The sequence below is a fragment of the Muricoccus nepalensis genome, from assembly GCF_006438825.1.
GTDB classification, from domain to species: Bacteria; Pseudomonadota; Alphaproteobacteria; order Acetobacterales; family Acetobacteraceae; genus Roseomonas; species Roseomonas nepalensis.
In genome coordinates, this window is record NZ_RCZP01000001.1 from 228583 (window position 1) to 249331 (window position 20749).

The following is a 20749-nucleotide window of genomic DNA, read 5'->3' on the forward strand; positions in this document are numbered from 1 at the left end:
CCGCGCGCTCAGAGCCCCGCCGACGCCGCGGGGCAGGCCGCGGCGAACCAGTCGGCGATCTCGTGCGACTGCACGAAGAGGGTGTCGTCGCGCGCCTGCAAGGTGTCGAGCATCGCCGCCAGTTCCCCGATCCGGTGCGGCACCGCGATCAGGTGCGGGTGCAGCGCGAGGGTGAGGATGCGCGGCCCCGCGGCGAACTCGCCCTCCAGGCAGGCGAGCGTGCGGGTGAAGCGGCTGTGCATCTCGCCCGTTGCCTGGCGCTCCACCGCGTAGATGACGCTGTCGTTCAGCTCGAGCGTGTAGGGCATGGCGATCATCGGGCCGCCGGTGGTGCGCATCCAGCAGGGCTGGTCGTCCAGCACCCAGTCGAAGACGTAGTCGATCCCCGCCGCGCGCAGCAGGTCCGGCGCGCGCGCGCTCTCGCGCAGGCCCGGGCTGAGCCAGCCGCGCGGGCGCCGCCCGCTGAACCGCTCGATCTTGTCGAGCGAGGCGTCGATCACCCCGCTCTCGTCGCCCTCCCCGTGGAGGGCCTTCTGGTGGAACCCGTGGCCGATGAACTCCCAGCCCGCCTCGAGCACGGCCGCGGCGCATTCGGGATAGGCGTCGATCACGCCGGCGTTGAAGGAGGCGCCGGCGGGCAGGCCGCGCTCCCCAAAGAGGCGGAACAGCCGGGGCATGCCGCAGCGCATCCCGTACTCGGCCCAGGCGAAGTTCGGCACGTCCGGCACCTGGTCGCGGCCGTGCGGGGGCGTGAGCACGGTCCGCGGCATGGGCTGGTCGAAGAGCCAGTGCTCGATGTTGACCACGAGCTGCACCAGCAGCCGCTTGCCCTGCAGCGGCGGCAGCGCGGGCGCGGCGGAGGCCATGCGGTAGGGGATGCGGGGGTTGGACTGCATGCGGGGCGCTCCCTGGCGGTCGTCCCATCCACTCTAGGGCGCGCCGGGGAAGCGGACCCATTTTTGCCGCCGCGCTAACAGCTATGCTGTCGCGGCATCGGCGCGGGGACGGGACGGCATGGAGTTGCGGCAACTGGAGTACTTCCGCGAGGTCGCGCGCATCGGCAGCTTCTCGCAGGCGGCGGCCATCCTCGCCGTGGCCCAGCCCGCCCTCAGCCGCCAGGTGCGCAAGCTGGAGCAGGAGCTCGGCGCCGACCTCCTCTACCGGCACGGTCGGGGCGTGGTGCTGACCGAGGCGGGCGGCCGCTTCCTCGCGGTGATCGAGGAGGTGCTCGACCGGCTGGAGGGCGTGCGCGCCGCCGCCGCCGCGGAGCGCGAGGTGCCGCGCGGCGTGGTGACGCTGGGCATGCCGCCCTCCCTCAGCTCCGTCGTCGGCGCGCCGCTGCTGCAACGTCTCCGGCGCCGCTGGCCGGAGCTCCACCTGCGGATCAGCGACGGCTTCTCGGGCTACGTCAACGAGTGGCTGATGTCGGGGAGGATCGACCTCGCGGTGCTGCACCGGGGGCAGCACGCGGGCAGCGTCGTGACGGACCCGCTCCTGCGGGAGGACCTCTACCTCCTCACCGCCGGCGGGCGGGGCGAGCCGGACGCGCCGCTTCCCTTCGCCGCCCTGGCCGGCCGCGGGCTGATCCTTCCGGGCCAGCACCACGGGCTGCGGCGCGAGCTCGACCGGGTCGCGCTGGAGACCGGGACGACGCTCGCGGTGCTGATGGAGGTGGACTCGCTGGCCGCCATCCGCGACCTCGTGGCGGACGGCGCGGGCGACGCGGTGCTGCCCTATGGCTGCGTGTGGAGGGACATCCGCGACGGCCGCATCGCCGCGCGCCGCCTCTGCGATCCCTTCGTGGTGAACGAGCTCGTCCTCGGCATGTCCGCGCGCCGCCCGGTGCGGCTGGCGATGCGGGAGGTGGTGAAGGCGCTGCGGGCGGAGATCGCCGCGCTGCTCGCGGCGGGGCGCCTCGCCGGGACGGAGCGGGCGGAGGGGTGACGCCGCGCCCTCAGCGCCCGGGGTGCAGCGCCTGCATGATGTCCGCCTTGTAGGCGACGAAGCCGGGCTGCGTCAGCAGGGCGAGCGAGCGCGGGCGCGGCAGGTCGATCGGGATGTCGCGCAGGATGCGCCCGGGCCGCGCGGTCATGACGCAGACCCGGTCGGCCAGCAGGATCGCCTCGTCGATGTCGTGCGTGACGAAGAGGACGGTCGTGCGGAGCGTCTGCCAGACGTCCAGCAGAAGCTGCTGCATCGCGAGCCGCGTCTGGGCGTCGAGCGCGCCGAAGGGCTCGTCCATCAGCAGGGCGCGCGGCTGCATCACCAGAGCGCGGGCGAGGCCGACGCGCTGGCGCATGCCGCCCGAGAGCTGCGAGGGCAGCGCGTCCTCGAAGCCCTGCAGCCCGACCAGGCCAAGCAGCTCCGCGGTGCGCGCGGCGTAGCCCGCGGGCGCGTCGCCGCGCATGCGGGGGCCGAAGGTGACGTTGTCCTGCACGCTGAGCCAAGGCAGCAGCGCCGCGTCCTGGAACACCACGGCGCGGTCGGGGCCGGGCCGGCCGATGGCGGCGCCGGCGAAGCCGATCCCGCCCTCGCTCGGCGCCTCGAAGCCGGCCAGCAGGTTCAGCAGCGTCGACTTGCCGCAGCCGGAGGGGCCGAGCAGGGCGACGAACTCCGCCTCCTCGATCCGCAGGTCGATCCCGTCCAGCGCCTGCACGGGGCCGTAGCGCTTGGTGACGCCGTGGAAGTCGATCAACGCCCGCCCCCGTGCGCCGCGAGGGCGCGCCAGCGGAGCAGCCGCCCGGCGAGGAGCAGGATCGCGCGATCGGTCAGCAGGCCGAGCACGCCAATGGTCGCCATGTCCGCGAGCACCACGTCCATGCGCCCCACATAGTAGGCGTCCCACAGCACGTAGCCGAGGCCGGACTTCACCGCGACCATCTCCGAGACGATCACCGCCGTCCAGCCGACGCCGAGGCCGATCCGCATGCCCGTGAAGATCGCCGGCAGCGCGGCCGGGAGGACGACATGCAGGAGGATCTTCATCCGGCCGGAGCCGAGCATGAGGGCGGCGCGGATCCAGTTGCGCTCCACCTCCCGCGCGCCCTGGGTCGCGTTCACCACCACCGGGTAGAAGACGCCGAGCGCGATGAGGAAGATCGCGCCGAAGTCGCGGATGCCGAAGATGGCGATGGAGAAGGGCAGCCAAGCCGTGATCGGGATCGGCCGCAGCATCTGGATGGTCGGGTCCACCAGGGCGGCGGCGCCGCGGCTCCAGCCGATGAGAATGCCGAGCGGCACGGCCAGCGCGACGGCGAGCAGGAAGCCCTGCGCCACGCGGCCCGCCGAGAACAGCACGGCGCCGAGCCAGGTGCCGCTGTAGGCGTTCAGCCCCATGCCCACGGGCCCGAAGGCCCAGGCCTGCCAAGCCTCCCAGACGCGGAGCGGCGTCGGCAGCGCGCCGCCGAGCAGCACGCCGCGCTCGCCCCCCGCCCATTGCCACGCAGCCAGAATCAGCAGCGGCAGGGCCAGGGCGGAGGCGCCGCGCAGCGCGGCCAGGGCCGGCTGGCGCCAGCGCGGCTCCGCGGGAACGCCCGTCAGGCGCGTGCCGTCACGCGCCATTCGCGCGCGCGACGAAGCCCGCGTCCCAGTGCTTGGGGATCTCGGCCGACACGTCGCGCGGCACCACGCCGAGCTGGTGGAAGGCGCGCGCCTGGGCCGCGATCTGCTCCGGCGTGACGACGCCGCCGAGGGTGATCGGCTTCGCCGCCTCGCGCGCGACGTTCAGCTCGAGCCCGGTGAAGCGCGCGTAGGCCTCGGCGAAGCGGGCGGGGTCGTCGGAGAGGGCGCGCTGGGCCTTCGCGTAGGCCCAGATGAAGCGGTCCACCGCGTCCTTCTTCGCGCGCGCCGCGGTCTGGGTCGCGACCAGCATGCCGAGCTCGGCGCCGACCGCGCGCGAGCGGCTGTACTCGAGGTTGCGCGCGAAGAAGCCGTAGCCCTCGATCACGGGGATGGATTCGAACGGCTCCCAGGTGACGATCGCGTCCACCTCGCCGCGCTTGAGCGCCTGGTCGAAGTTGGCGCCGCCGCCCTGGATGTTGACGGCGGTGAAGCTGTTGTAGGGGATGCCCTTCTCGGTCAGCGTCGCCGCGAACTGGAACCACACGGCCGAGCCCGGCGCGATCGCGATCTTCTTGCCGCGGAGGTCGTTCCAGCTGTCGAGCGTCACGCCGTTGCGGCCGATGACATATTTCTCGGAGCTGCCGACGCCGGTGAGGCCGACGATGTCGGTCGCGCCCTGGGCGAGCGCGATCGCGAGATCGGCCGGGCCGACCGTCGCGAGGTCGAGCGAGCCCGAGATCAGCGCCGTGCGCGCGTCGGCGTAGCGCGCGAATTCCACCATGCGAAGGTTGACGCCGAGCGGGCCGAGGTCGGCCTCGACAAGGGCGAAGGGGGCGAGGTGCCCGACCTTCTGGTAGCCGAGCGTCAGCGCCTCGGGCTTCGCCAGCGGCGCCGGCTGGGCGGCCAGGGCCGAGGCGCGCCGCGGCTTCGCGAGCGCCGCCGCCCCGAGGAGCGCCGCGATCGGCAGCGCCGTGATCGACCGTCTGGGTAGCATCGTCCCCTCCACCGCGCGCGCCGGCCAGCCCTGGACGGCGCGCTAGGCTATGGGCCGGCCGCGCGGCGAAGCCAGGACAAACAAGCACTAGCAGTTATGCCGCAACGGCATGGTACGGGAGCTCGTTTGGCGTGGCCACGGCAGCAATCCAGCACTGAGAAGGGGGAGCGGCGCCGGATCGGGGACGGGGATGGCCTCGATGAAGCCGAGCGGGCGGCCGGTCGGGGGCCACGGCGGTCCGCCCGCGCGTCAGGCCTCCTCCATCATCGGGGAGGCCGGCCAGCCCGCCGCCCGCTCGTAGACCGCGGCCAGGTGCAGCAGCCGCGCCTCCTCGAAGTAGCCCGCCACGAACTGGACGGAGAGCGGCAGGCCGCCCGTGGAGAGCCCGGCCATCATCGCCAGGGCGGGGTGCCCCGTGACGTTGAACGGGGTCCGCGCCTGGCGCGGGTAGGTGCGGGCGACGGCGGGCGCGTCGTCGATCCGGGCGGCCGGGTCCATGGAGCTCGCGGTCATCAGCACGTCGACCTCGGAGAGGGCGCAGTCCACCGCCTCGATCATCTCGCCGCGCGCCCGCTGCGCCCGCAGGAGGTCGTCGGCCGAGAGGAAGGCGCCGGTGAGGAGCGAGGCCCGGGTGAGCTGCGCGTAGTCGCCCGGTCGCTCGCGCAGCCAGGGCGCGTGGATGGCGTAGGCCTCCGCGTGCAGGATCGCGCGGTTGATGGCGGAAAAGGCGGTCAGCGAGGGCAGCGTCACGTCGCGCAGCACCGCGCCCTCCCCTTCCAGCACCGCGGCCGCGCGCTCGAGCGCCGACGCGACCTCGGGATCGGCGGGCATGTCGGTCTCGTGGAAGTGCCGGACGAAGCCGACGCGCAGGCCCGCGATGCCCCCGCCCGGCCGGCGCGGGGGCGGCGCGGGCGCGCTGCCCGGGTCCCGCGCGTCGTGCCCCGCGATGGCGTCGAGCAGCAGCGCCGCGTCCTCGGCGCTCCGCGCCATCGGCCCGACATGGTCGAGCGTGAAGGCGAGCGGGAAGACGCCGCGGCGTGAGACCAGCCCGTAGGTTGGCTTCAGACCGACGATGCCGCACTGGCTCGCGGGGTTGCGGACGGAGCCGCCGGTGTCGGTGCCGAGGGCGAGCGGGAAGAACCCGGCCGCCAGCCCCGCGCCCGAGCCGGAGGAGGAGCCGCCGGGATGGTGGTCCGTGTTCCAGGGGTTGCGCGCGGGCGGGAAGGGAAGGTCGAAGGCGGGGCCGCCAAGGGCGAACTCGTGCGTCGCCAGCTTGCCGAGGATGATCGCCCCCGCCCCCCGCAGCCGGGCGACGACGGCGGCGTCCGCGGTCGCGACGTTGTCGAGAAGGATGCGGGAATGGCAGGTGGTCGGCAGCCCCGCGACGTCGATGATGTCCTTGATGCCCACGGGAACCCCGTGCAGCGGCCCGCGGTCGCGCCCCCGGGCGAGCTCCGCCGCCGCGGCCTCGGCGGCCTCCATCGCGGCCTCCGCGTCGAGCCGGACGAAGGCGTGGACCCGGGGCTCCAGCCGCTCGATGCGGTCCAGCAGGTGCCGCAGCAGGCGCGGCGGCGTCAGCGTCCCCTCGCGGTAGGCACGCGCGATCCCGGCGGCGCCGAGCCGGTGCAGCGGCGTCACGGCCGCGGCCCCGCCCGCATCGGGGGCACGGGCTCGACGGCGGGGTCGCGGGGGTCGGGCAGCGCGGCGCGGATGAGGGCCGCGCGCTCGCCGGCGGCGAGCACGTCGTCGCGGTGCTCCGCCAGCGCCCTCTCGAGCCCGAGCGAGCGGGCCAGGGCTTCGGTGAGGGACGGGTCCATCGGGGCACCTCGCGGGAACGACGCGGCCATCGTGGCAGGGCGCGCGCCGGAGGGGTAGCGCCCGGCCGGGCGCGCGGAAGATGTTTCCCTCGCCCGGCTCCGCCTGCTATGGCCCGGGGAACAAAGAACGACGGACGGGGACGGAACGATGCCGGAAGCCGGTGTCCGGTCGCATGCCGAGCGCATCCAGGCGGCCCTGCAGGACGGCGCCGCCGTGCGATCGACCATCGCCGCCTCCTGGCGCCGGTCGGCCCTCCTCTACGGCCTCGACCCCGCGGCGCGGGCCGCCCGGCAGGCGCTGGCCGCCGCGGAGCTCGGGCGGGACCGGGAAGCGATGGGACCGCTCCTCGCCCTCGCGGGACCCGTGATGGACCGCCTGTTCCAGGCCGTCGGCGGCATCGGCTGCTGCGTCGTCCTCACGAACGAGCGCGGCGTCCTCGTGGAGCGGCGCGGCGCGGGCGGCGAGGACCGGCAGTTCCGCGACTGGGGCCTCTGGACCGGCACGGTCTGGAGCGAGGCGCGCGAGGGCACCAACGCCATCGGCACCTGCCTAGCCGAGGGACGGCCGCTGACGGTGCACCGCGACCAGCATTTCCACGCCCGCAACGCCCGGCTGAGCTGCACCACCGCGCCCGTCTACGACCACGAGGGGCGGCTGGCGGCCGCGCTCGACGTCTCCTCCTGCCGCGCCGACCTGACGGAGGGCGCCACGGCCCTCATCGCCGCCGCGGTGACGGAGGCCGCGCGCCGCATCGAGGAGCGCTGCTTCCGGGAGGCCTTCCCCCGGGCGCGGATCGTGCTGGCCGACGACCGGGCCGCCGGCGCGCTGCTGGCGATCGACGCCGACGACCTCGTGGTGGGTGCCAGCCGGGCCGCGCGCCAGGCGCTGGGCATCACCGCGGCGCGGCTGAGCCGGCCCCTGCCCGCCGCCGACGTGCTGGGCCTGCCCGGGGCCGAGGCCGGCCCGCCCGCCCTCGCCCAGGCCGAGCGCGGCGCGCTGCAGCGGGCCCTGGCGCGCGCCGGGGGCAACGTCTCTGCCGCGGCCGAGGCGCTCGGGATCAGCCGCGCGACGCTGCACCGCAAGCTCCGCCGCCTGGGGCTGCGCGGCGGCTGAACGCCTCGGCCGGGGAGTTGTCGCAGATCTGCGACACGCCCCGCCCCGGCCCCGCGAAGGGCCGTGACACCGGCGGCCCGCCCGCTCCATCCTGCCCCCGATGCGATCCACAGAGGACGCACGGAGGAAGGCATGACCAAGATCGACGCGGCCCGGCAGGGCGAATCCCCCTTCAAGCACCGCTACGGCAACCTCATCGGCGGCCAGTGGATGGAGGCGGCGAGCGGGCGCAGCTTCAGCAACACCTCCCCCATCAACGGCCGCGTGCTCTGCGACGTCGCGCGCTCGGACGCGGTGGACGTCGAGCGCGCCCTCGACGCCGCCCACGCCGCCCGCGAGGCCTGGGGCCGCACGAGCACGACCGAGCGCGCCAAGATCCTGAACGCGATCGCCCAGCGGATGGAGGACAACCTCGACCTGCTGGCGCTCGCCGAGACGCTCGACAACGGCAAGCCGATCCGCGAGACGACCGCGGCCGACCTGCCGCTGGCGATCGACCACTTCCGCTACTTCGCGGGCTGCATCCGCGCCCAGGAGGGCGCGCTCAGCGAGATCGACCACGACACGATCGCCTACCACTTCCACGAGCCGCTGGGCGTGGTCGGGCAGATCATCCCCTGGAACTTCCCGCTGCTGATGGCCTGCTGGAAGCTGGCCCCGGCGCTCGCCGCCGGGAACTGCGTGGTCCTCAAGCCCGCCGAGCAGACGCCCGCCTCCATCCTCGTCTGGGCGGAACTGATCGCGGACCTGCTGCCGCCGGGCGTGCTGAACATCGTCAACGGCTTCGGGCTGGAGGCCGGCAAGCCGCTGGCGTCGAGCCCCCGCATCGCCAAGATCGCCTTCACCGGCGAGACGACGACCGGGCGGCTGATCATGCAGTACGCGAGCCAGAACCTCATTCCCGTGACCCTCGAGCTCGGCGGCAAGTCGCCGAACATCTTCTTCGCCGACGTCGCCGCCGAGGACGACGACTTCTTCGACAAGGCGCTCGAGGGCTTCACGATGTTCGCCCTCAACCAGGGCGAGGTCTGCACCTGCCCCTCGCGCGCGCTGATCCACGAGAGCCTCTACGACCGCTTCATGGAGCGGGCGCTGAAGCGCGTGGGCGCGATCACCCAGGGCGACCCGCGCGAGCCCGGCACCATGATCGGCGCCCAGGCCTCGAGCGAGCAGCTCGAGAAGATCCTCAGCTACGTCGACATCGGCAAGCAGGAGGGCGCGGAGGTCCTCACGGGCGGCGCGCGCGCGGAGCTGCCGGGCGAGCTCGCCGGCGGCTTCTACATGCAGCCGACCGTCTTCCGCGGCGAGAACCGCATGCGCGTCTTCCAGGAGGAGATCTTCGGCCCCGTCGTCTCCGTCACGACCTTCAAGGACGACGCCGACGCGCTCGCCATCGCCAACGACACGCTCTACGGCCTCGGCGCCGGCGTCTGGACGCGCGACGTGAACCGCGCCTACCGCTTCGGCCGCGGCATCCAGGCCGGGCGCGTCTGGACGAACTGCTACCACGCCTACCCCGCGCACGCGGCCTTCGGCGGCTACAAGCAGTCGGGCATCGGGCGGGAAAACCACAAGGCGATGCTTGACCACTACCAGCAGACGAAGAACATGCTCGTCAGCTACAGCCCGAAGAAGCTCGGCTTCTTCTGATTCCCGGGCGCGGGCCCCTCGGCCCGCGCCCTCCCCCCCTGCGGAGGCCCGCATGTCCGACGCCGAGAACCGCGTGAGCGCGACGCCGGAGGCGCTGGCGCTGCTGGCCGAGATCCAGGCGGAGCACGGGCCGGTGCTGTTCCACCAGTCCGGCGGCTGCTGCGATGGGTCCTCGCCCATGTGCTACCCGCAGGGCGACTTCATCCTCGGCGACCGGGACGTGCTGCTGGGGAGGATCGGCGGCGCGCCCTTCTACATCGGCGCGGCGCAGTTCGAGGCCTGGCGGCACACCGGCCTCGTCATCGACGTGGTGCCGGGCCGCGGCGGCATGTTCTCGCTCGACAACGGGCGAGAGCGGCGCTTCCACACGCGCTCCTGCCTCCTCGCCGCCCGGCCGCCCGCCGCGTCCTGACCGCCGCCCCGCTCAGTCGAGGCCGAGCAGCCAGCGGTCCAGGGGCACGGCGCGGATGCGGGCGCCGGGCAGTGTCCTGTTGAGGTCCGCCCGGTTCTGCATGATCCAGCGCAGGCAGCTGAACTCGCTGTCGAAGGGCACGAACTCGTCCCGGCTCGGCCGGAGCGTGAGCGAGTTCACCATGTAGCGCGCCCCCCGCCGGCAGCCGGGCGCGCCCGCCCAGTTGCGCTCGGGGGAGACCACCGCCGGCACCCAGTAGGCGCGCGACGGATCCAGTCCATCGACGTCCCGGCGACGCATCGGCCGCTCCTCTCGCCTGAGGCCACCCGTTGCCGCGGCAGGGGCGCCGCGGCGGGGAGACAGCCCGCCCCGAAGGGCGGGCCACCAGCGCTCAGTGCGGTCGGAGGTCGAAGCGGTCCGCGTTCATCACCTTGGTCCAGGCGGCGATGAAGTCGTCGACGAACTTCCGGCCGGCATCGGCGGAGGCGTAGACCTCGGAGAGCGCCCGGAGCTGCGAGTTGGCGCCGAAGACGAGGTCCGTGCGGGTCGCCGTCCAGCGCGGCTGGTCGGTCTTGCGGCAGGTGCCCTGGAAGACGTCGTCCGCGTGCCCGTCCACCATCTTCCACGCCGTGCCCATGTCGAGCAGGTTGACGAAGAAGTCGTTGGTGAGCTGCCCCGGCCGGTCGGTGAGCACGCCCTCCTTCCGCCCGGCGTGGTTCGCGCCGAGGACCCGCAGGCCGCCGACGAGAACGGCCATCTCCGGCGCGCTCAGCGTGAGGAGCTGCGCGCGGTCGAGAAGCAGCTCCTCGGTCGGCACGTTGAACTCGACGCCGAGGTAGTTGCGGAAGCCGTCGGCCCGCGGCTCCAGCGGCTCGAAGCCCTCGGCGTCGGTGTGCTCGGCCGAGGCGTCGGTGCGGCCGGGGGTGAAGGGCACGGACACGTCGTGCCCGGCCTCCCGCGCCGCCTTCTCCACCGCCGCCACGCCGCCGAGCACGATGAGGTCGGCGATCGAGACCTTCTTGCCGCCGGTGGCCGCGCCGTCGAACTCGGCCTTGATGCCCTCCAGCACGCCCAGCACCTTCGCTAGGCGCTCGGGCTCGTTCACCTCCCAGTCCTTCTGGGGCGCGAGGCGGAGGCGGCCGCCGTTCGCGCCGCCGCGGTGGTCCGAGCCGCGGTAGGTCGAGGCGGAGGCCCAGGCGGTCGCGACCAGCTCCGCGGTGGTGAGGCCGGAGGCGAGGATGCGGCCCTTGAGGGCGTCCACGTCCGCCGCGTCGATCGGCGCGTGGTCGGCGGCCGGGATCGGGTCCTGCCAGAGCAGGTCCTCGGCCGGCACGTCGGGGCCGAGGTAGCGCGCCTTCGGCCCCATGTCGCGGTGGCAGAGCTTGAACCAGGCGCGGGCGAAGGCATCGGCGAACTCCTCCGGGTGGTCGCGGAAACGCTCCGAGATCTTCCGGTAGGCGGGGTCCACCTTCATCGCCATGTCGGCCGTGGTCATCATCGTCGGCAGGCGGCGGTCGGGGCTGTGCGCGCCCGGCGCCATGTCCTCGGGCCGCTGGTTCACCGGCTGCCACTGCTTCGCGCCGGCGGGGCTGAGCACGAGCTCATAGTCGTAGTCGAGCAGCATGTGGAAGTAGCTGTTGTCCCAGCTCGTCGGGGTGGGCGTCCAGGCGCCCTCCAGGCCGCTGGTGATGGTGTGGTCGCCGATGCCCGTCTCGTGCCCGCTCTGCCAGCCAAGCCCCATCTGCGCGACGTCCGCGCCCTCGGGCTCGGCGCCGACCTTCTTCGCGTCGCCCGCGCCGTGGCACTTGCCGAAGGTGTGGCCGCCCGCCGTCAGGGCGACGGTCTCCACGTCGTTCATGCCCATGCGGGCGAAGGTCTCGCGGATGTCGCGGCCGGAGCCGGCCGGGTCGGGCACGCCGCCCGGGCCCTCCGGGTTGACGTAGATGAGGCCCATCTGGATGGCGGCCAGCGGGCTCTCCAGCACCTTCTCCTTCTCGGGGTCGATGCGGGTGTCGCCGAGCCACTCCTCCTCGGTGCCCCAGTAGATGTCCTTCTCGGGCTCGAAGACGTCCTCGCGACCGCCGCCGAAGCCGAAGACGGGCCCGCCCATGGACTCGATGGCGACGTTGCCGGCGAGGATCATCAGGTCGGCCCAGGAGAGCTTGCGGCCGTACTTCTGCTTGACCGGCCAGAGCAAGCGCCGCGCCTTGTCGAGGTTGGCGTTGTCCGGCCAGGAGTTGAGCGGCGCGAAGCGCTGCGAGCCGGAGGAGGCGCCGCCGCGCCCGTCGCCGGTGCGGTAGGTGCCGGCGCTGTGCCAGGCCATGCGGATGAGGAAGGGCCCGTAATGGCCGTAGTCGGCCGGCCACCAGGGCTGGCTGTCCGTCATGAGCGCGTGCAGGTCGCGCTTCACCGCCGCGAGGTCGAGCGTGAGGAACTCCTTCGCGTAGTCGAAGTCGTCCCCCATCGGATTCCCGGTGAGGCCCTTCTGGTGGAGCATGTCCAGCGAGAGGTGGTTCGGCCACCAGTCGCGGTTCGTGCGCCCGAGCAGCGACCGCAGCGCGGCCGGCTTCTTCATCGGGCAGCCCAGCGGATCGGCGACGTTCGTGTCCATGCGGATGTCCTCCCCTACGTCTTGTTGGAGGAAGGCTAGGCTCGGGCCGCAATCGCAGGAAACGGTTTTTTTCGATCAGGAGCATCGAGGCGCTCGATCAACACGGCCCCTCTGCAAGGGGCCTAACCGCCGGCACCGGCCGGTGCGAGGGACCGGCCACCGCGCCGCCTTGTCGCCCTCCAGGGACCAACATTCGAGGGCGCCCACCGCCGAACCGGCATCCGGCACGGGCCGCCCCGGACCCGAGACGCCCCGCCGCCTTTCGCTGGACGCACCGGCTTCGAACAGATCACTTGATCACAAACAGGTGATCATATATGTGATCACTTAATAGAGATTTCGGGAATGACATGAAAACTGGGCGCTGAGGCCCGGAGCGTGCAGATCCCGTCCAGGCGAGAGGCAGAAGTCGAAGATGGCTCATATCGGACACATTGCCCCCTCCGCGGGCCGCCTCTCCTGGGAGGAGCTCGCCGGCGTGACCCGCGAGGGCACGCCCCCCACCTCGCTCACCTACGCGAACCTGCAGGGCGAGTTCGACGCCGCCTCCGGCATCTGGTGGGCCCGCATGGCCCCGCTCGGCCGGCCGAGCTTCACCAGCGGCCTGCTCCACGACATCGGCGAGATGCACCGCGAGCTCACCCGGATGATGCAGGCGGCGCCGGGCGCCGTGCGCCACGTGGTGCTCGGCTCCTCCGTTCCCGGCATTTACAACCTCGGCGGCGACCTCGCCCTCTTCGCGCGGCTCATCCGCGCCGGCGACCTCGAGGGGCTGCGCCGCTACGGGCACGTCGCGGTCGAGGCCATCCACCGCAACCACACGGCCTTCGGCCTGCCCGTCACCACCATCGCCCTCATTCAGGGCGACGCGCTTGGCGGCGGCTTCGAGTGCGCGCTGGCGCACGACGTCATCGTCGCCGAGCGCTCCGCGAAGTTCGGCCTGCCGGAGGTGCTGTTCAACCTCTTCCCGGGCATGGGCGCCTACTCCTTCCTCTCGCGCCGCATCGGGCGGCAGGCGGCGGAGCGGATGATCCTCTCCGGCAAGGTCTACGGCGCGGCCGAGCTTCACGAGATGGGCCTGGTCGACGTGCTCGCCGAGGACGGCCAGGGCGAGGACGCCGTGCGCGAGTACACCGAGCGCACCGGCCGCCGCTTCAACGCGCACCGCGCCCTCTTCGAGACCCGCCGCCGCGTCGAGCCCGTCACGCTGCACGAGCTGCGCCACGTCGTCGACGGCTGGGCCGAGGCGGCGCTGAACCTCGGCGAGGGCGACCTGCGCAAGATGCTGCGGCTCGCCGGCGCCCAGGACCGCCGCATCGCCGGCCTCGCCGCCGGCTGAGCCGCGGCGCTAGGCCCCGCGCAGCTCGCCGAGCGCCGCGCGCACCCGCTCGAACTCGGCGGCGATCGCGCCCGCGTCGTCCGGCCCCCGCGCGCGGAGCGCCGTGCCGGGCAGGCGCTGCGCGTCGGCGCAGAGCCGGTGGAGCCGCACCGCGCCGATGCTGGCGGAGATGCTGGACAGCGCATGCGCCTGCCGCCGGAAGGCCGTGGCGTCGCAGGCGGCGGCCGCGGTCGACAGCCCGCCCAGCAGCTGCGCCCCCTCCTCCAGGAAGTCGCCGGCCACCTCCGTGACGAACTGCGCGCCGCCCAGCCCGCCGAGCTGCCGCACCACCTCGAGGTCGAGCACGGGCGCAGGGTCCGGCGCCGCCTGCGGCCGGCCGGGCAGGGCGCCGGGCAACGGTGGGGGCGCTTCCGGCAGGGCCCGGCGGATCGCCGCCAGCAGCGCCTCTGGCTCCACCGGCTTGGTGATCAGCCCGTCCATGCCGGCTGCGAGGCAGCGGTCGCGCGTCTCCGGCGTGGCGTCCGCCGTGAGGCCGAGGATCACCAGCCGCCGGCCGGCGCCCACCTCGCCGAAGCGGTGCAGCTTCGTGGCCTCCACGCCGTCGAGCACGGGCATGTTCACGTCCATCAGGGCGAGATCGTAGCGCGCCCCCTCGGCGGAGAGCGCGTCGAGCGCGGCCTCGCCGTCCCTCACCAGCACGGGCTCGTGCCCGGCGCGCCGGAGGATTCGCTCCACCACGCTGCGGTTCACCTGGTTGTCGTCGGCCACGAGCAGCCGGAGGCCACCGGCCTCGGGCGCGGGCGCCGGCGCGGCGGCCGGCGCCTCCGCGGCCGACGCGGGGGCCGCCACCCGCAGCAGCCGCGCGAGGTCCGCGGGCTTGCCGTCGGGCGAGACGATGCCGAGCGCCCAGCGCGCGGCGCCCCGCGGCAGCCCCTCGCCGGGCGGCGCGCCGAGCAGCACCACGGGCCGGCCCGCCCAGGCGGGCGGCGCGAGGCCCGTCCCCGCCGGGGCCTGCGGCAGCAGCAGGCCGGCCTCGGCCAGGAGGGGGCGCGTCCCGGCCTCCGCCACCGCCGCGACTCGCCGGGCGACCAGGCCGGCGGCCGCGAGACACGGCGCGAGGCGGGCGGCGACGGACTCCGAGGCCAGCAGCGCCACCTCGGCGACGGGTGGGGCGGTCGCGGCCGGCGCGGCCAGCGGCTCGGCCAGGACCGTGAACCAGAAGGTCGCCCCCTCCCCCGGCGCGCTCTCCACCCCGATCTCCCCGCCGAGGAGGCCGGCGAGTTGCCGGCAGATCGACAGGCCCAGCCCCGTGCCGCCGAAGCGGTTGGCGATGCCGGCGTCGGCCTGGGTGAAGCTGTCGAAGATCCGCGCCTGCGCCTCCCCGGCGATGCCGATGCCGGTGTCGGAGACCTCGAAGCGGAGCCGCACGCGGCCCGGTCCCGCGGGGTCGCCCCGCACCGCGACCGAGATGCCGCCGGACTCGGTGAACTTGAGCGCGTTGCCGCAGAGGTTCAGCAGGATTTCCCGCAGGTGGCGCCGGTCCGCGCGCAGCCGCTCGGGCAGCCCCGCGGCGAGGTGCAGGCCGAAGACGAGGCCCCGCCCGCGCGCCTGGGGCTGGATGATGCTCCGGAGCTCGACCAGCAGGTCGGACAGGCTGAAGGCCTCGAGGTCGACCCGCATCCGCCCGGACTCGATGCGCGAGAGGTCGAGGAGGTCGTCCACGAGGTCGAGCTGCGCCCGCGCCGCGGCGAGGATGGTGCCCGCCATCTCCGCCTGGTCGGCGTCGAGGCGCGTGTCGCGCAGCAGCGCGCCCATGCCGACGATCGCGTTCAGCGGGGTGCGCAGCTCGTGGCTGACTGAGGCGAGGAAGAGGCTCTTGGCCTGGTTCGCCGCCTCCGCCGCGCGGCGCGCGTCCGACAGCTTGCGGATCAGCGCGCCCGCGTAGAGCGGCAGGACCACGAAGCCGACGAGCAGCCCCGCCGCGAGGTGCGGCTGCTCGCTCCAGAAGGGCGTCGTCGCGGCGACGGCGGCGAAGCCCGCGACGGTGGCGACCGTCGCCGCCCGCAGCCAGGGGAGGCCGAAGCGGAAGCCGTTGCCGAAGACGACCCAGAGGTAGATCGCGACGAAGCTCGAGTGCTCCTCGCCGCCGATGTGCAGGTACCAGGAGAGGCAGCCGACATCGAGCAGCAGCGCCGCGACCCGCCGCGGCGTGGAGGCGCTCGGGAAGGCGAGGATGTGCCCGAAGATGGCCGCGGCGGCGAGGCACCAGCCGCCGAGCGCAAGCTGGGCGCCGAGCGGGTCCGGGCCGGGGATGACCGCCTGGCAGCCCAGCAGCAGGGCCGCGAAGCCGAGCCGGTTGAGGCTCATCTCGTGCTCGGAGTCCGGCCGCCCCCGCAGGCGGGCCAAGCCCTCCCGCAGGCCGCGCACGCGCGCTAGCCCCCGCCCGCGAGGGGTCCCGGGAGGCCCGCGGCCGGGTCGAGCTCGAGCGAGGTGCTGAGCACCCCGACCACGGCCCCGTCGGCCGCGCGGAGGGGCGCCTTCGAGGTCAGCAGGAGGAGCCCCCCCTCCGCCGTCTCCCAGAAGGCGGGGATCCCCTGCCCCGTCTCGATCACCGCGCGGTCCTTCGCGCGGCCCAGCGCCGCGCGCTCCGCCCCGAGGACGCGCGCCATGTCCTGCCCGACCAGCTCCGCGGCCGGGCGGCCGAGATGCCCGGCCATGCGCGCGTTGACGAAGAGGCAGCGCCCGTCGCGGTCGGTCGCGAGGACGAGGGCGGGCAGGTCGTCCATCGCCGGGGCCACCACCGGGCGCGGCGCGGCGGCGGCCGGCGGCAGCGCCAGCAGGTTGCGCGCGCGCGCCACGAACTCGAAGTGGTCGACCGGGCTCTGCAGGAAGTCGGTCGCGCCGGCCTCCATCGCGGCCTGGCGGAAGCCGCGGTCGTCGTAGGCGGTGACCACCAGCACGGGCACCGCCGCGCCGCTACGCAGCGCCCGGAAGCGCCGCGTGAACTCCGCCCCGTCCATCTCGCGCATCGAGTAGTCGGTGATGACGAGGTCCACCTCGTTGCTCTCGAGCCATTCCAGCGCGTCGAGCGGGTTGGCGAAGCTCTCCACGATGACCTCGTCCGCGATGAGCTGCGCGAGGCGGGTGAAGATCGCGCGGTTGGTTGCGCGGTCGTCGAGGATCAGGATCAAGGGCATGCGCGAGTTCCTGTGCGCCGCCTCAGGGCTGCGCCGGGCCGGGCAGCGGGATGTCGATCTGGCATTCCAGCCCCGCCTCGGGCCAGTGCTGCGTCAGGTACCCGCCGAGCTGGTTCTGCACGGTGGTCTGCAGGACCCGCGAGCCGAAGCCGCAGCGGGACGGACGCGCCGGGAGGCTCGGCCCGCCCGACTCCCGCCAGCGCAGCGTGAGGCGGCGCGTGCTGCCCGGCGTGACCGACCAGTCGATCCGCACGAGCCCGCCGGGCACCGACAGCGCGCCGTGCTTCACCGCGTTGGTGGCGAGCTCGTGGACCGCCATCGAGAGGGGCTGGGCGATGACCGGCGGCACCATGGCCGCGGAGCCCGAGACGACCACCGTCGGCCCGAGGCCGCCGGTGGTCAGGAAGGGCGCGAGCTCGCCCTCGATGAGCGTGCGCAGGTCGGCGCCCGACCAGCCGCTCTGGGTCAGCAGGGTCTGCGCCCGGGCCAGCGCCGCGACGCGCCCCTCCACCGCCCGCACATAGGCCGCTTGGTCCGGCGCGCGGGTGAGGCGGAGGATGGCCTGCACCACCGTCAGCGCGTTCTTCGCGCGGTGGTCCACCTCGCGGATGAGGAGGGTCTGGCGCATCTCGGCGTCCTTGCGCGCCGTGGTGTCGACGTGCATGCCGACGATCGAGCCGCGGCTACCGGCGCGGCCGGGCATCCGCCGCCCGCGCCCGTAGAGCCAGCGCGTCTCCTCGCCCCCGTCGCGGGTGCGGCGGCGGATGCGGAACTCGGCCTCGTACTCGCCGGTCTCCTCCGCGTGGGCGAGGGCGGCGCGAAGTGGCGCCTGGTCCTCGGGAAGGACGAGGGCGACGAGGCGCTCGACGGTCGGGCGCGCCTCGGCGTCGAGGCTCGTCCCGAACAGGGCGTGTTGCTCGGGCGACCAGTCCTGCTCCTCCGTGCCGGGATGCCACTCGAAGGTGCCGATCTCGGCGACCTCCTGCGCGAGGCGGAGCCGCCCCTCGGAGGCGCGCAGCTCCTCCTCCGCGGCCTTGAGCCCGAGCGCCTCGGTGCTGGCCTCCACGATCAGGGACTCGGCGCCGGCGCGGCGCATCTCCCAGGCGGTGGCGACCGTCGTCTGCACGCCGTCGCGGCGCCGATGGCGAAGCTCGCCCTGCCAGTGCCCGGCCTGCATGAGCTCCGCCATGGCGGTCCGCCGCCCGCCCTCCATGAAGCGGGTGCGGAGAAGCTCGTGCGCGAGGCGCCCGACGGCCTCGCCCGCCGTGTAGCCGAAGAGGCGCTCCGCGCCGGGCGACCAGTAGCGGATGGTCCCCTCGGGGGTGCGGACGATGACGGCCGCGAGATCGAGCGCGAGGCGCTCCACCGAGCCGGGCAGCGCCTGGCCGCGGTAGCCGCGGGTTGCCGCCAGGAAGCCGGCGCCGAGCACGAAGCCGGCCACGCCCGTGAGCAGGGCCAGGGAGGCGAGCGGGGTGCCGACCGCGGTGAGCGCGAGCGCCACGCCCGCGGCCAGCGCGAAACCGGCGGCGAGCAGCGCGGGCCGCGCGCCTGGCAGGGACAGGGAAGGCGGACCATCGGCCTTATCCCCGCGCCGGAACGGGGCAGGATCGGCTCGCCGGGCCATGGACGGGGTGCCGGAGGTGAAGGGCGGCATCGTCAAGCCCCAGCGCGATCGCACGACGCCGCGGCACCAACCGATGGTTGAGCAACGCGCCTCGCCATGCCGATCGCCTCCTTGCCTGAACGCGTGGACGGCGGAGACCATCGGGCATTATCTGACGGCTCCGTGATCCTAACTTCACAAACATGTGCGGTTTCAGCAAGAAAAAGTCGAGAAAGTTACGTATATGAATCTGTATTGATTACCTAACATTCTGCGTGCCGGTTTGCATTGTGGGCGGGATACTGCGCTTCCACTGGCCGTCGCGCGTGACCCGGCGGGGCGAAGACGGCCCTGCCGGCCGCGTGCATCGCCACTAACGGCGTGGGAAGCACCACTCACCGGAAGGCAACCTGCGAGAGTGTCGGCCGATTTTACAGCACTTTCGAGGCGAGCGTCCCTGTTAACGAAGTCGCGTTGATTTAGTTGCGATTTAGCAACTGGCATACGGATCGCTATCGAAACTTCACCACCGCAAAGGGAGGGTGGAGACATGAAGTTCACGACCCACGTCATTGCCGGCCTCATCGCCCTCGCGGCGGCCGCCGCGCCCGCCAAGGCTGCCCTCATTTCTGCCGGCTACTTCGAAGGGAACGACTGCTCCGGTCGCGGCGGCTTCGCCAACTGCTACGCCACGACCACTGGCGTCACCAACATCGCCGCCTCAGGTGGCTCGCCCACCATCTATAAGTACAACTTCGGAGGCGGTCAGGACTTCGGTCGCTTCGAAACCATCTCTGGCCAGGAATTCACCGTCAGCTACGCGTCGAGCAGCAACAGCCTCTCCTTCGTCTACACCCCCGGCGCCGACGACCCCGTCATCCACTATTTCAGCATCAAGCAGGCCGACGGCTACGCGCTGTTCTACGACCTGCAGAACGCGATCACGAGCGCGACGATCAACCTCACCGAGTACTTCGGGCGGCGGAGCGGCTACTCGCACATCACCTTCTACGACACCGGCTCGACGCCGCCGCCGCCGCCGGTCGCCGTGCCCGAGCCCGCCTCCATGGCGCTGTTCGGCATGGGGCTCCTCGGCCTGGGCCTGGTCGGCCGGCGCAAGCTCCCCCCGACGGCCTGAGGCGTGGGCTACCGCCCCGCGACAAGTCCCCAACGGCCGGGCGTCCACGCGCCCGGCCCCTCCCCGGCTCCCTGCCCCCAACCCTGAGCGGGGAGCCGCCAGGCTTCACGAGAAAGACCCCCATGCCGCTGCCGGGCACGCCGGATGAACTCATGGCGCTTCTGCACGAGACCGTCGCCGCGCTGGTGCGGCGCGACGGGCCGGACCTCACCACGCGCCAGCTTGGCGTGTTCCTGCGCGTCTACGTCTACGCCGCGCCGCACACCGGGCATGACCTCGCCCTCGCGCTCAACCTGCCGGACGGCGCCGTCTCGGACGCGCTGGACCAGCTCTGCGGCGCGGTCCTCGTCCGCCGCGAGGCGAATGCCCTGGACGCTCGCTCCGTGCTCGTGCAGCGCACCGTCAAGGGCGCGGCCCTGATCCGCGAGATCCGCCAGATCATGCGCGAGGCCATCTCCCTGCCGCCCGCGGGCTGAGGCCCTCGCCGCGCCGGCTTGCCTGCCTCTAATCCTCCGTGGCGGCGAAGGCGATCGCGGCCTTCGCCTCGGCCGCGCTCGGCTGGGAGGCGCGGGTCCAGGTCACGCGCTCCTTCAGCACGCGCATGGGCACGCCGCCGACGAGGGTGCAGGGCGCCACGTCCCGGGTCACGACCGTCCGCAGCGCGACGATCGCGCCGCGCCCGACGGTGACGCCCCGCCCGATGACGACGTCCGCCCCGATCCAGGCATGCGGGCCCACCCGGATGCTCGCGGGCGGGTTCAGCGCGGAGGAGGGATCGTCGAGGGAGACGATGCCGTGGCTGTCGCTGGTGCGGATCTGCACCCCGTAGGACACCATCGCGTCGTCGCCGACGACGATGCTGCGGCGCGGCCCCTCCACGAGGAGGCTCGCGCCGTTGACGGTGAAGTCCCGCCCGAGGAAGAGCGCGCCCTCGTGCCCGCGGAAGGTGGCGTTGAGGTGCAGCGTGCCGCGGCCGTTGCAGAGGACCAGGTGGCGGTCTCCCTCGAAGCCAATCCGGCCGGCCAGCAAGCCGTCCGCGCCCAGCGCCACGACGCCGCCCGAGTGCCCGCCGAAGTGAAGGCGCAGGTTGTGCCCGGCCCGCGGCGCCGCGAGCAGGACGGCGTTGTCCCCGCCTCCCTCGACCCGGATGCCGAGCGCGGCGAGGGCCGATAGGTCCTCCGGGCCGGTGCCGTAGGTGACGGCGGAGCCCAGCTCCGGGAAGCCGTAGCCGGGCCGCGGGCGATCGAAGAAGCCGCCCCACGCCGGATGGCCGACCAGGGCCCGGACCAGCGCTTCCCGGTCCGGCGGCACCG

The 20749-nt window shown here is 73.7% G+C and carries 19 protein-coding genes; 7 read left to right on the forward strand and 12 right to left on the reverse strand.

Going from position 1 to position 20749, the window contains the following annotated elements:
- Positions 1-8 precede the first annotated feature (8 nt).
- Positions 9-896, reverse strand: a complete 888-nt coding sequence (locus EAH89_RS00955) for a polysaccharide deacetylase family protein (protein ID WP_140880889.1) — start codon at positions 894-896, stop codon at positions 9-11.
- A 118-nt stretch (positions 897-1014) separates the two neighbouring features.
- Between EAH89_RS00955 and EAH89_RS00960 the strand changes: the two genes are divergently transcribed.
- On the forward strand, positions 1015-1944 hold the full coding sequence (locus tag EAH89_RS00960) for a LysR family transcriptional regulator (RefSeq protein WP_140880890.1): 930 nt from the start codon (positions 1015-1017) through the stop codon (positions 1942-1944).
- Positions 1945-1954: 10 nt separating this feature from the next.
- On the opposite strand, the gene EAH89_RS31920 is transcribed toward EAH89_RS00960, so the two are convergent.
- The 5 genes from EAH89_RS31920 to EAH89_RS00985 all read right to left on the reverse strand — a co-directional run bounded on the left by EAH89_RS31920 (position 1955) and on the right by EAH89_RS00985 (position 6372).
- Complete coding sequence (locus EAH89_RS31920; RefSeq protein ID WP_140880891.1) at positions 1955-2695, reverse strand: ABC transporter ATP-binding protein; 741 nt, start codon at positions 2693-2695, stop codon at positions 1955-1957.
- Positions 2692-3561: an ABC transporter permease gene (locus EAH89_RS31925; protein WP_140880892.1), complete on the reverse strand. Its 870-nt coding sequence runs from the start codon at positions 3559-3561 to the stop codon at positions 2692-2694. Before EAH89_RS31925 ends, EAH89_RS31920 begins: the two co-directional genes overlap by 4 nt.
- On the reverse strand, positions 3551-4555 hold the full coding sequence (locus EAH89_RS00975; protein WP_140880893.1) for an ABC transporter substrate-binding protein: 1005 nt from the start codon (positions 4553-4555) through the stop codon (positions 3551-3553). Before EAH89_RS00975 ends, EAH89_RS31925 begins: the two co-directional genes overlap by 11 nt.
- Before the next feature lie 249 nt (positions 4556-4804).
- Positions 4805-6193, reverse strand: a complete 1389-nt coding sequence (locus tag EAH89_RS00980) for an amidase (RefSeq protein ID WP_206667419.1) — start codon at positions 6191-6193, stop codon at positions 4805-4807.
- Positions 6190-6372 carry a hypothetical protein gene (locus tag EAH89_RS00985; RefSeq protein WP_140880894.1) on the reverse strand — a complete coding sequence of 61 codons (183 nt, stop codon included), beginning with the start codon at positions 6370-6372 and terminating at the stop codon, positions 6190-6192. The genes EAH89_RS00980 and EAH89_RS00985 overlap by 4 nt, the downstream gene beginning before the upstream one ends.
- A 148-nt stretch (positions 6373-6520) precedes the next feature.
- Here EAH89_RS00985 and EAH89_RS00990 point away from each other — a divergent pair, with 148 nt between their 5' ends.
- The 3 genes from EAH89_RS00990 (at position 6521) to EAH89_RS01000 (ending at position 9548) form a co-directional block, all read left to right on the forward strand.
- Entirely contained in the window at positions 6521-7486 is a 966-nt protein-coding gene (locus EAH89_RS00990) for a GAF domain-containing protein (RefSeq protein WP_140880895.1), read from the forward strand.
- Between the two features lie 132 nt (positions 7487-7618).
- Positions 7619-9136, forward strand: a complete 1518-nt coding sequence (adh, locus tag EAH89_RS00995) for an aldehyde dehydrogenase (RefSeq protein WP_140880896.1) — start codon at positions 7619-7621, stop codon at positions 9134-9136.
- Between the two features lie 52 nt (positions 9137-9188).
- Entirely contained in the window at positions 9189-9548 is a 360-nt protein-coding gene (locus EAH89_RS01000; RefSeq protein ID WP_140880897.1) for a DUF779 domain-containing protein, read from the forward strand.
- A 12-nt stretch (positions 9549-9560) separates the two neighbouring features.
- Here the strand turns inward: EAH89_RS01000 and EAH89_RS01005 are convergent, their stop codons facing one another.
- Positions 9561-9848 carry a hypothetical protein gene (locus tag EAH89_RS01005; protein WP_140880898.1) on the reverse strand — a complete coding sequence of 96 codons (288 nt, stop codon included), beginning with the start codon at positions 9846-9848 and terminating at the stop codon, positions 9561-9563.
- 91 nt (positions 9849-9939) lie between these two features.
- The gene (katG, locus tag EAH89_RS01010; protein WP_140880899.1) at positions 9940-12159 is read right to left on the reverse strand and encodes a catalase/peroxidase HPI; all 2220 of its coding nucleotides are present in this window, start codon (positions 12157-12159) and stop codon (positions 9940-9942) included.
- 415 nt (positions 12160-12574) lie between these two features.
- Here katG and EAH89_RS01015 point away from each other — a divergent pair, with 415 nt between their 5' ends.
- The gene (locus tag EAH89_RS01015; RefSeq protein WP_140880900.1) at positions 12575-13498 is read left to right on the forward strand and encodes a crotonase/enoyl-CoA hydratase family protein; all 924 of its coding nucleotides are present in this window, start codon (positions 12575-12577) and stop codon (positions 13496-13498) included.
- A 9-nt stretch (positions 13499-13507) separates the two neighbouring features.
- Here the strand turns inward: EAH89_RS01015 and EAH89_RS01020 are convergent, their stop codons facing one another.
- The 3 genes from EAH89_RS01020 to EAH89_RS01030 are packed head-to-tail and all read right to left on the reverse strand — an operon-like array spanning position 13508 to position 18349.
- The gene (locus EAH89_RS01020) at positions 13508-15925 is read right to left on the reverse strand and encodes a sensor histidine kinase (RefSeq protein ID WP_140880901.1); all 2418 of its coding nucleotides are present in this window, start codon (positions 15923-15925) and stop codon (positions 13508-13510) included.
- Between the two features lie 5 nt (positions 15926-15930).
- The gene (locus EAH89_RS01025; protein WP_140880902.1) at positions 15931-16695 is read right to left on the reverse strand and encodes a response regulator; all 765 of its coding nucleotides are present in this window, start codon (positions 16693-16695) and stop codon (positions 15931-15933) included.
- A 22-nt stretch (positions 16696-16717) separates the two neighbouring features.
- Positions 16718-18349 carry a sensor histidine kinase gene (locus EAH89_RS01030; protein WP_140880903.1) on the reverse strand — a complete coding sequence of 544 codons (1632 nt, stop codon included), beginning with the start codon at positions 18347-18349 and terminating at the stop codon, positions 16718-16720.
- Positions 18350-18848: 499 nt separating this feature from the next.
- Here EAH89_RS01030 and EAH89_RS01035 point away from each other — a divergent pair, with 499 nt between their 5' ends.
- Positions 18849-19436: a PEP-CTERM sorting domain-containing protein gene (locus tag EAH89_RS01035; RefSeq protein ID WP_140880904.1), complete on the forward strand. Its 588-nt coding sequence runs from the start codon at positions 18849-18851 to the stop codon at positions 19434-19436.
- Positions 19437-19558: 122 nt separating this feature from the next.
- Complete coding sequence (locus EAH89_RS01040) at positions 19559-19912, forward strand: MarR family winged helix-turn-helix transcriptional regulator (protein ID WP_140880905.1); 354 nt, start codon at positions 19559-19561, stop codon at positions 19910-19912.
- A gap of 28 nt (positions 19913-19940) precedes the next feature.
- On the opposite strand, the gene EAH89_RS01045 is transcribed toward EAH89_RS01040, so the two are convergent.
- Positions 19941-20747, reverse strand: coding sequence for an acyltransferase (locus EAH89_RS01045; RefSeq protein WP_140880906.1), 807 nt, complete (start codon positions 20745-20747; stop codon positions 19941-19943).
- Between the last annotated feature and the right edge of the window lie 2 nt (positions 20748-20749).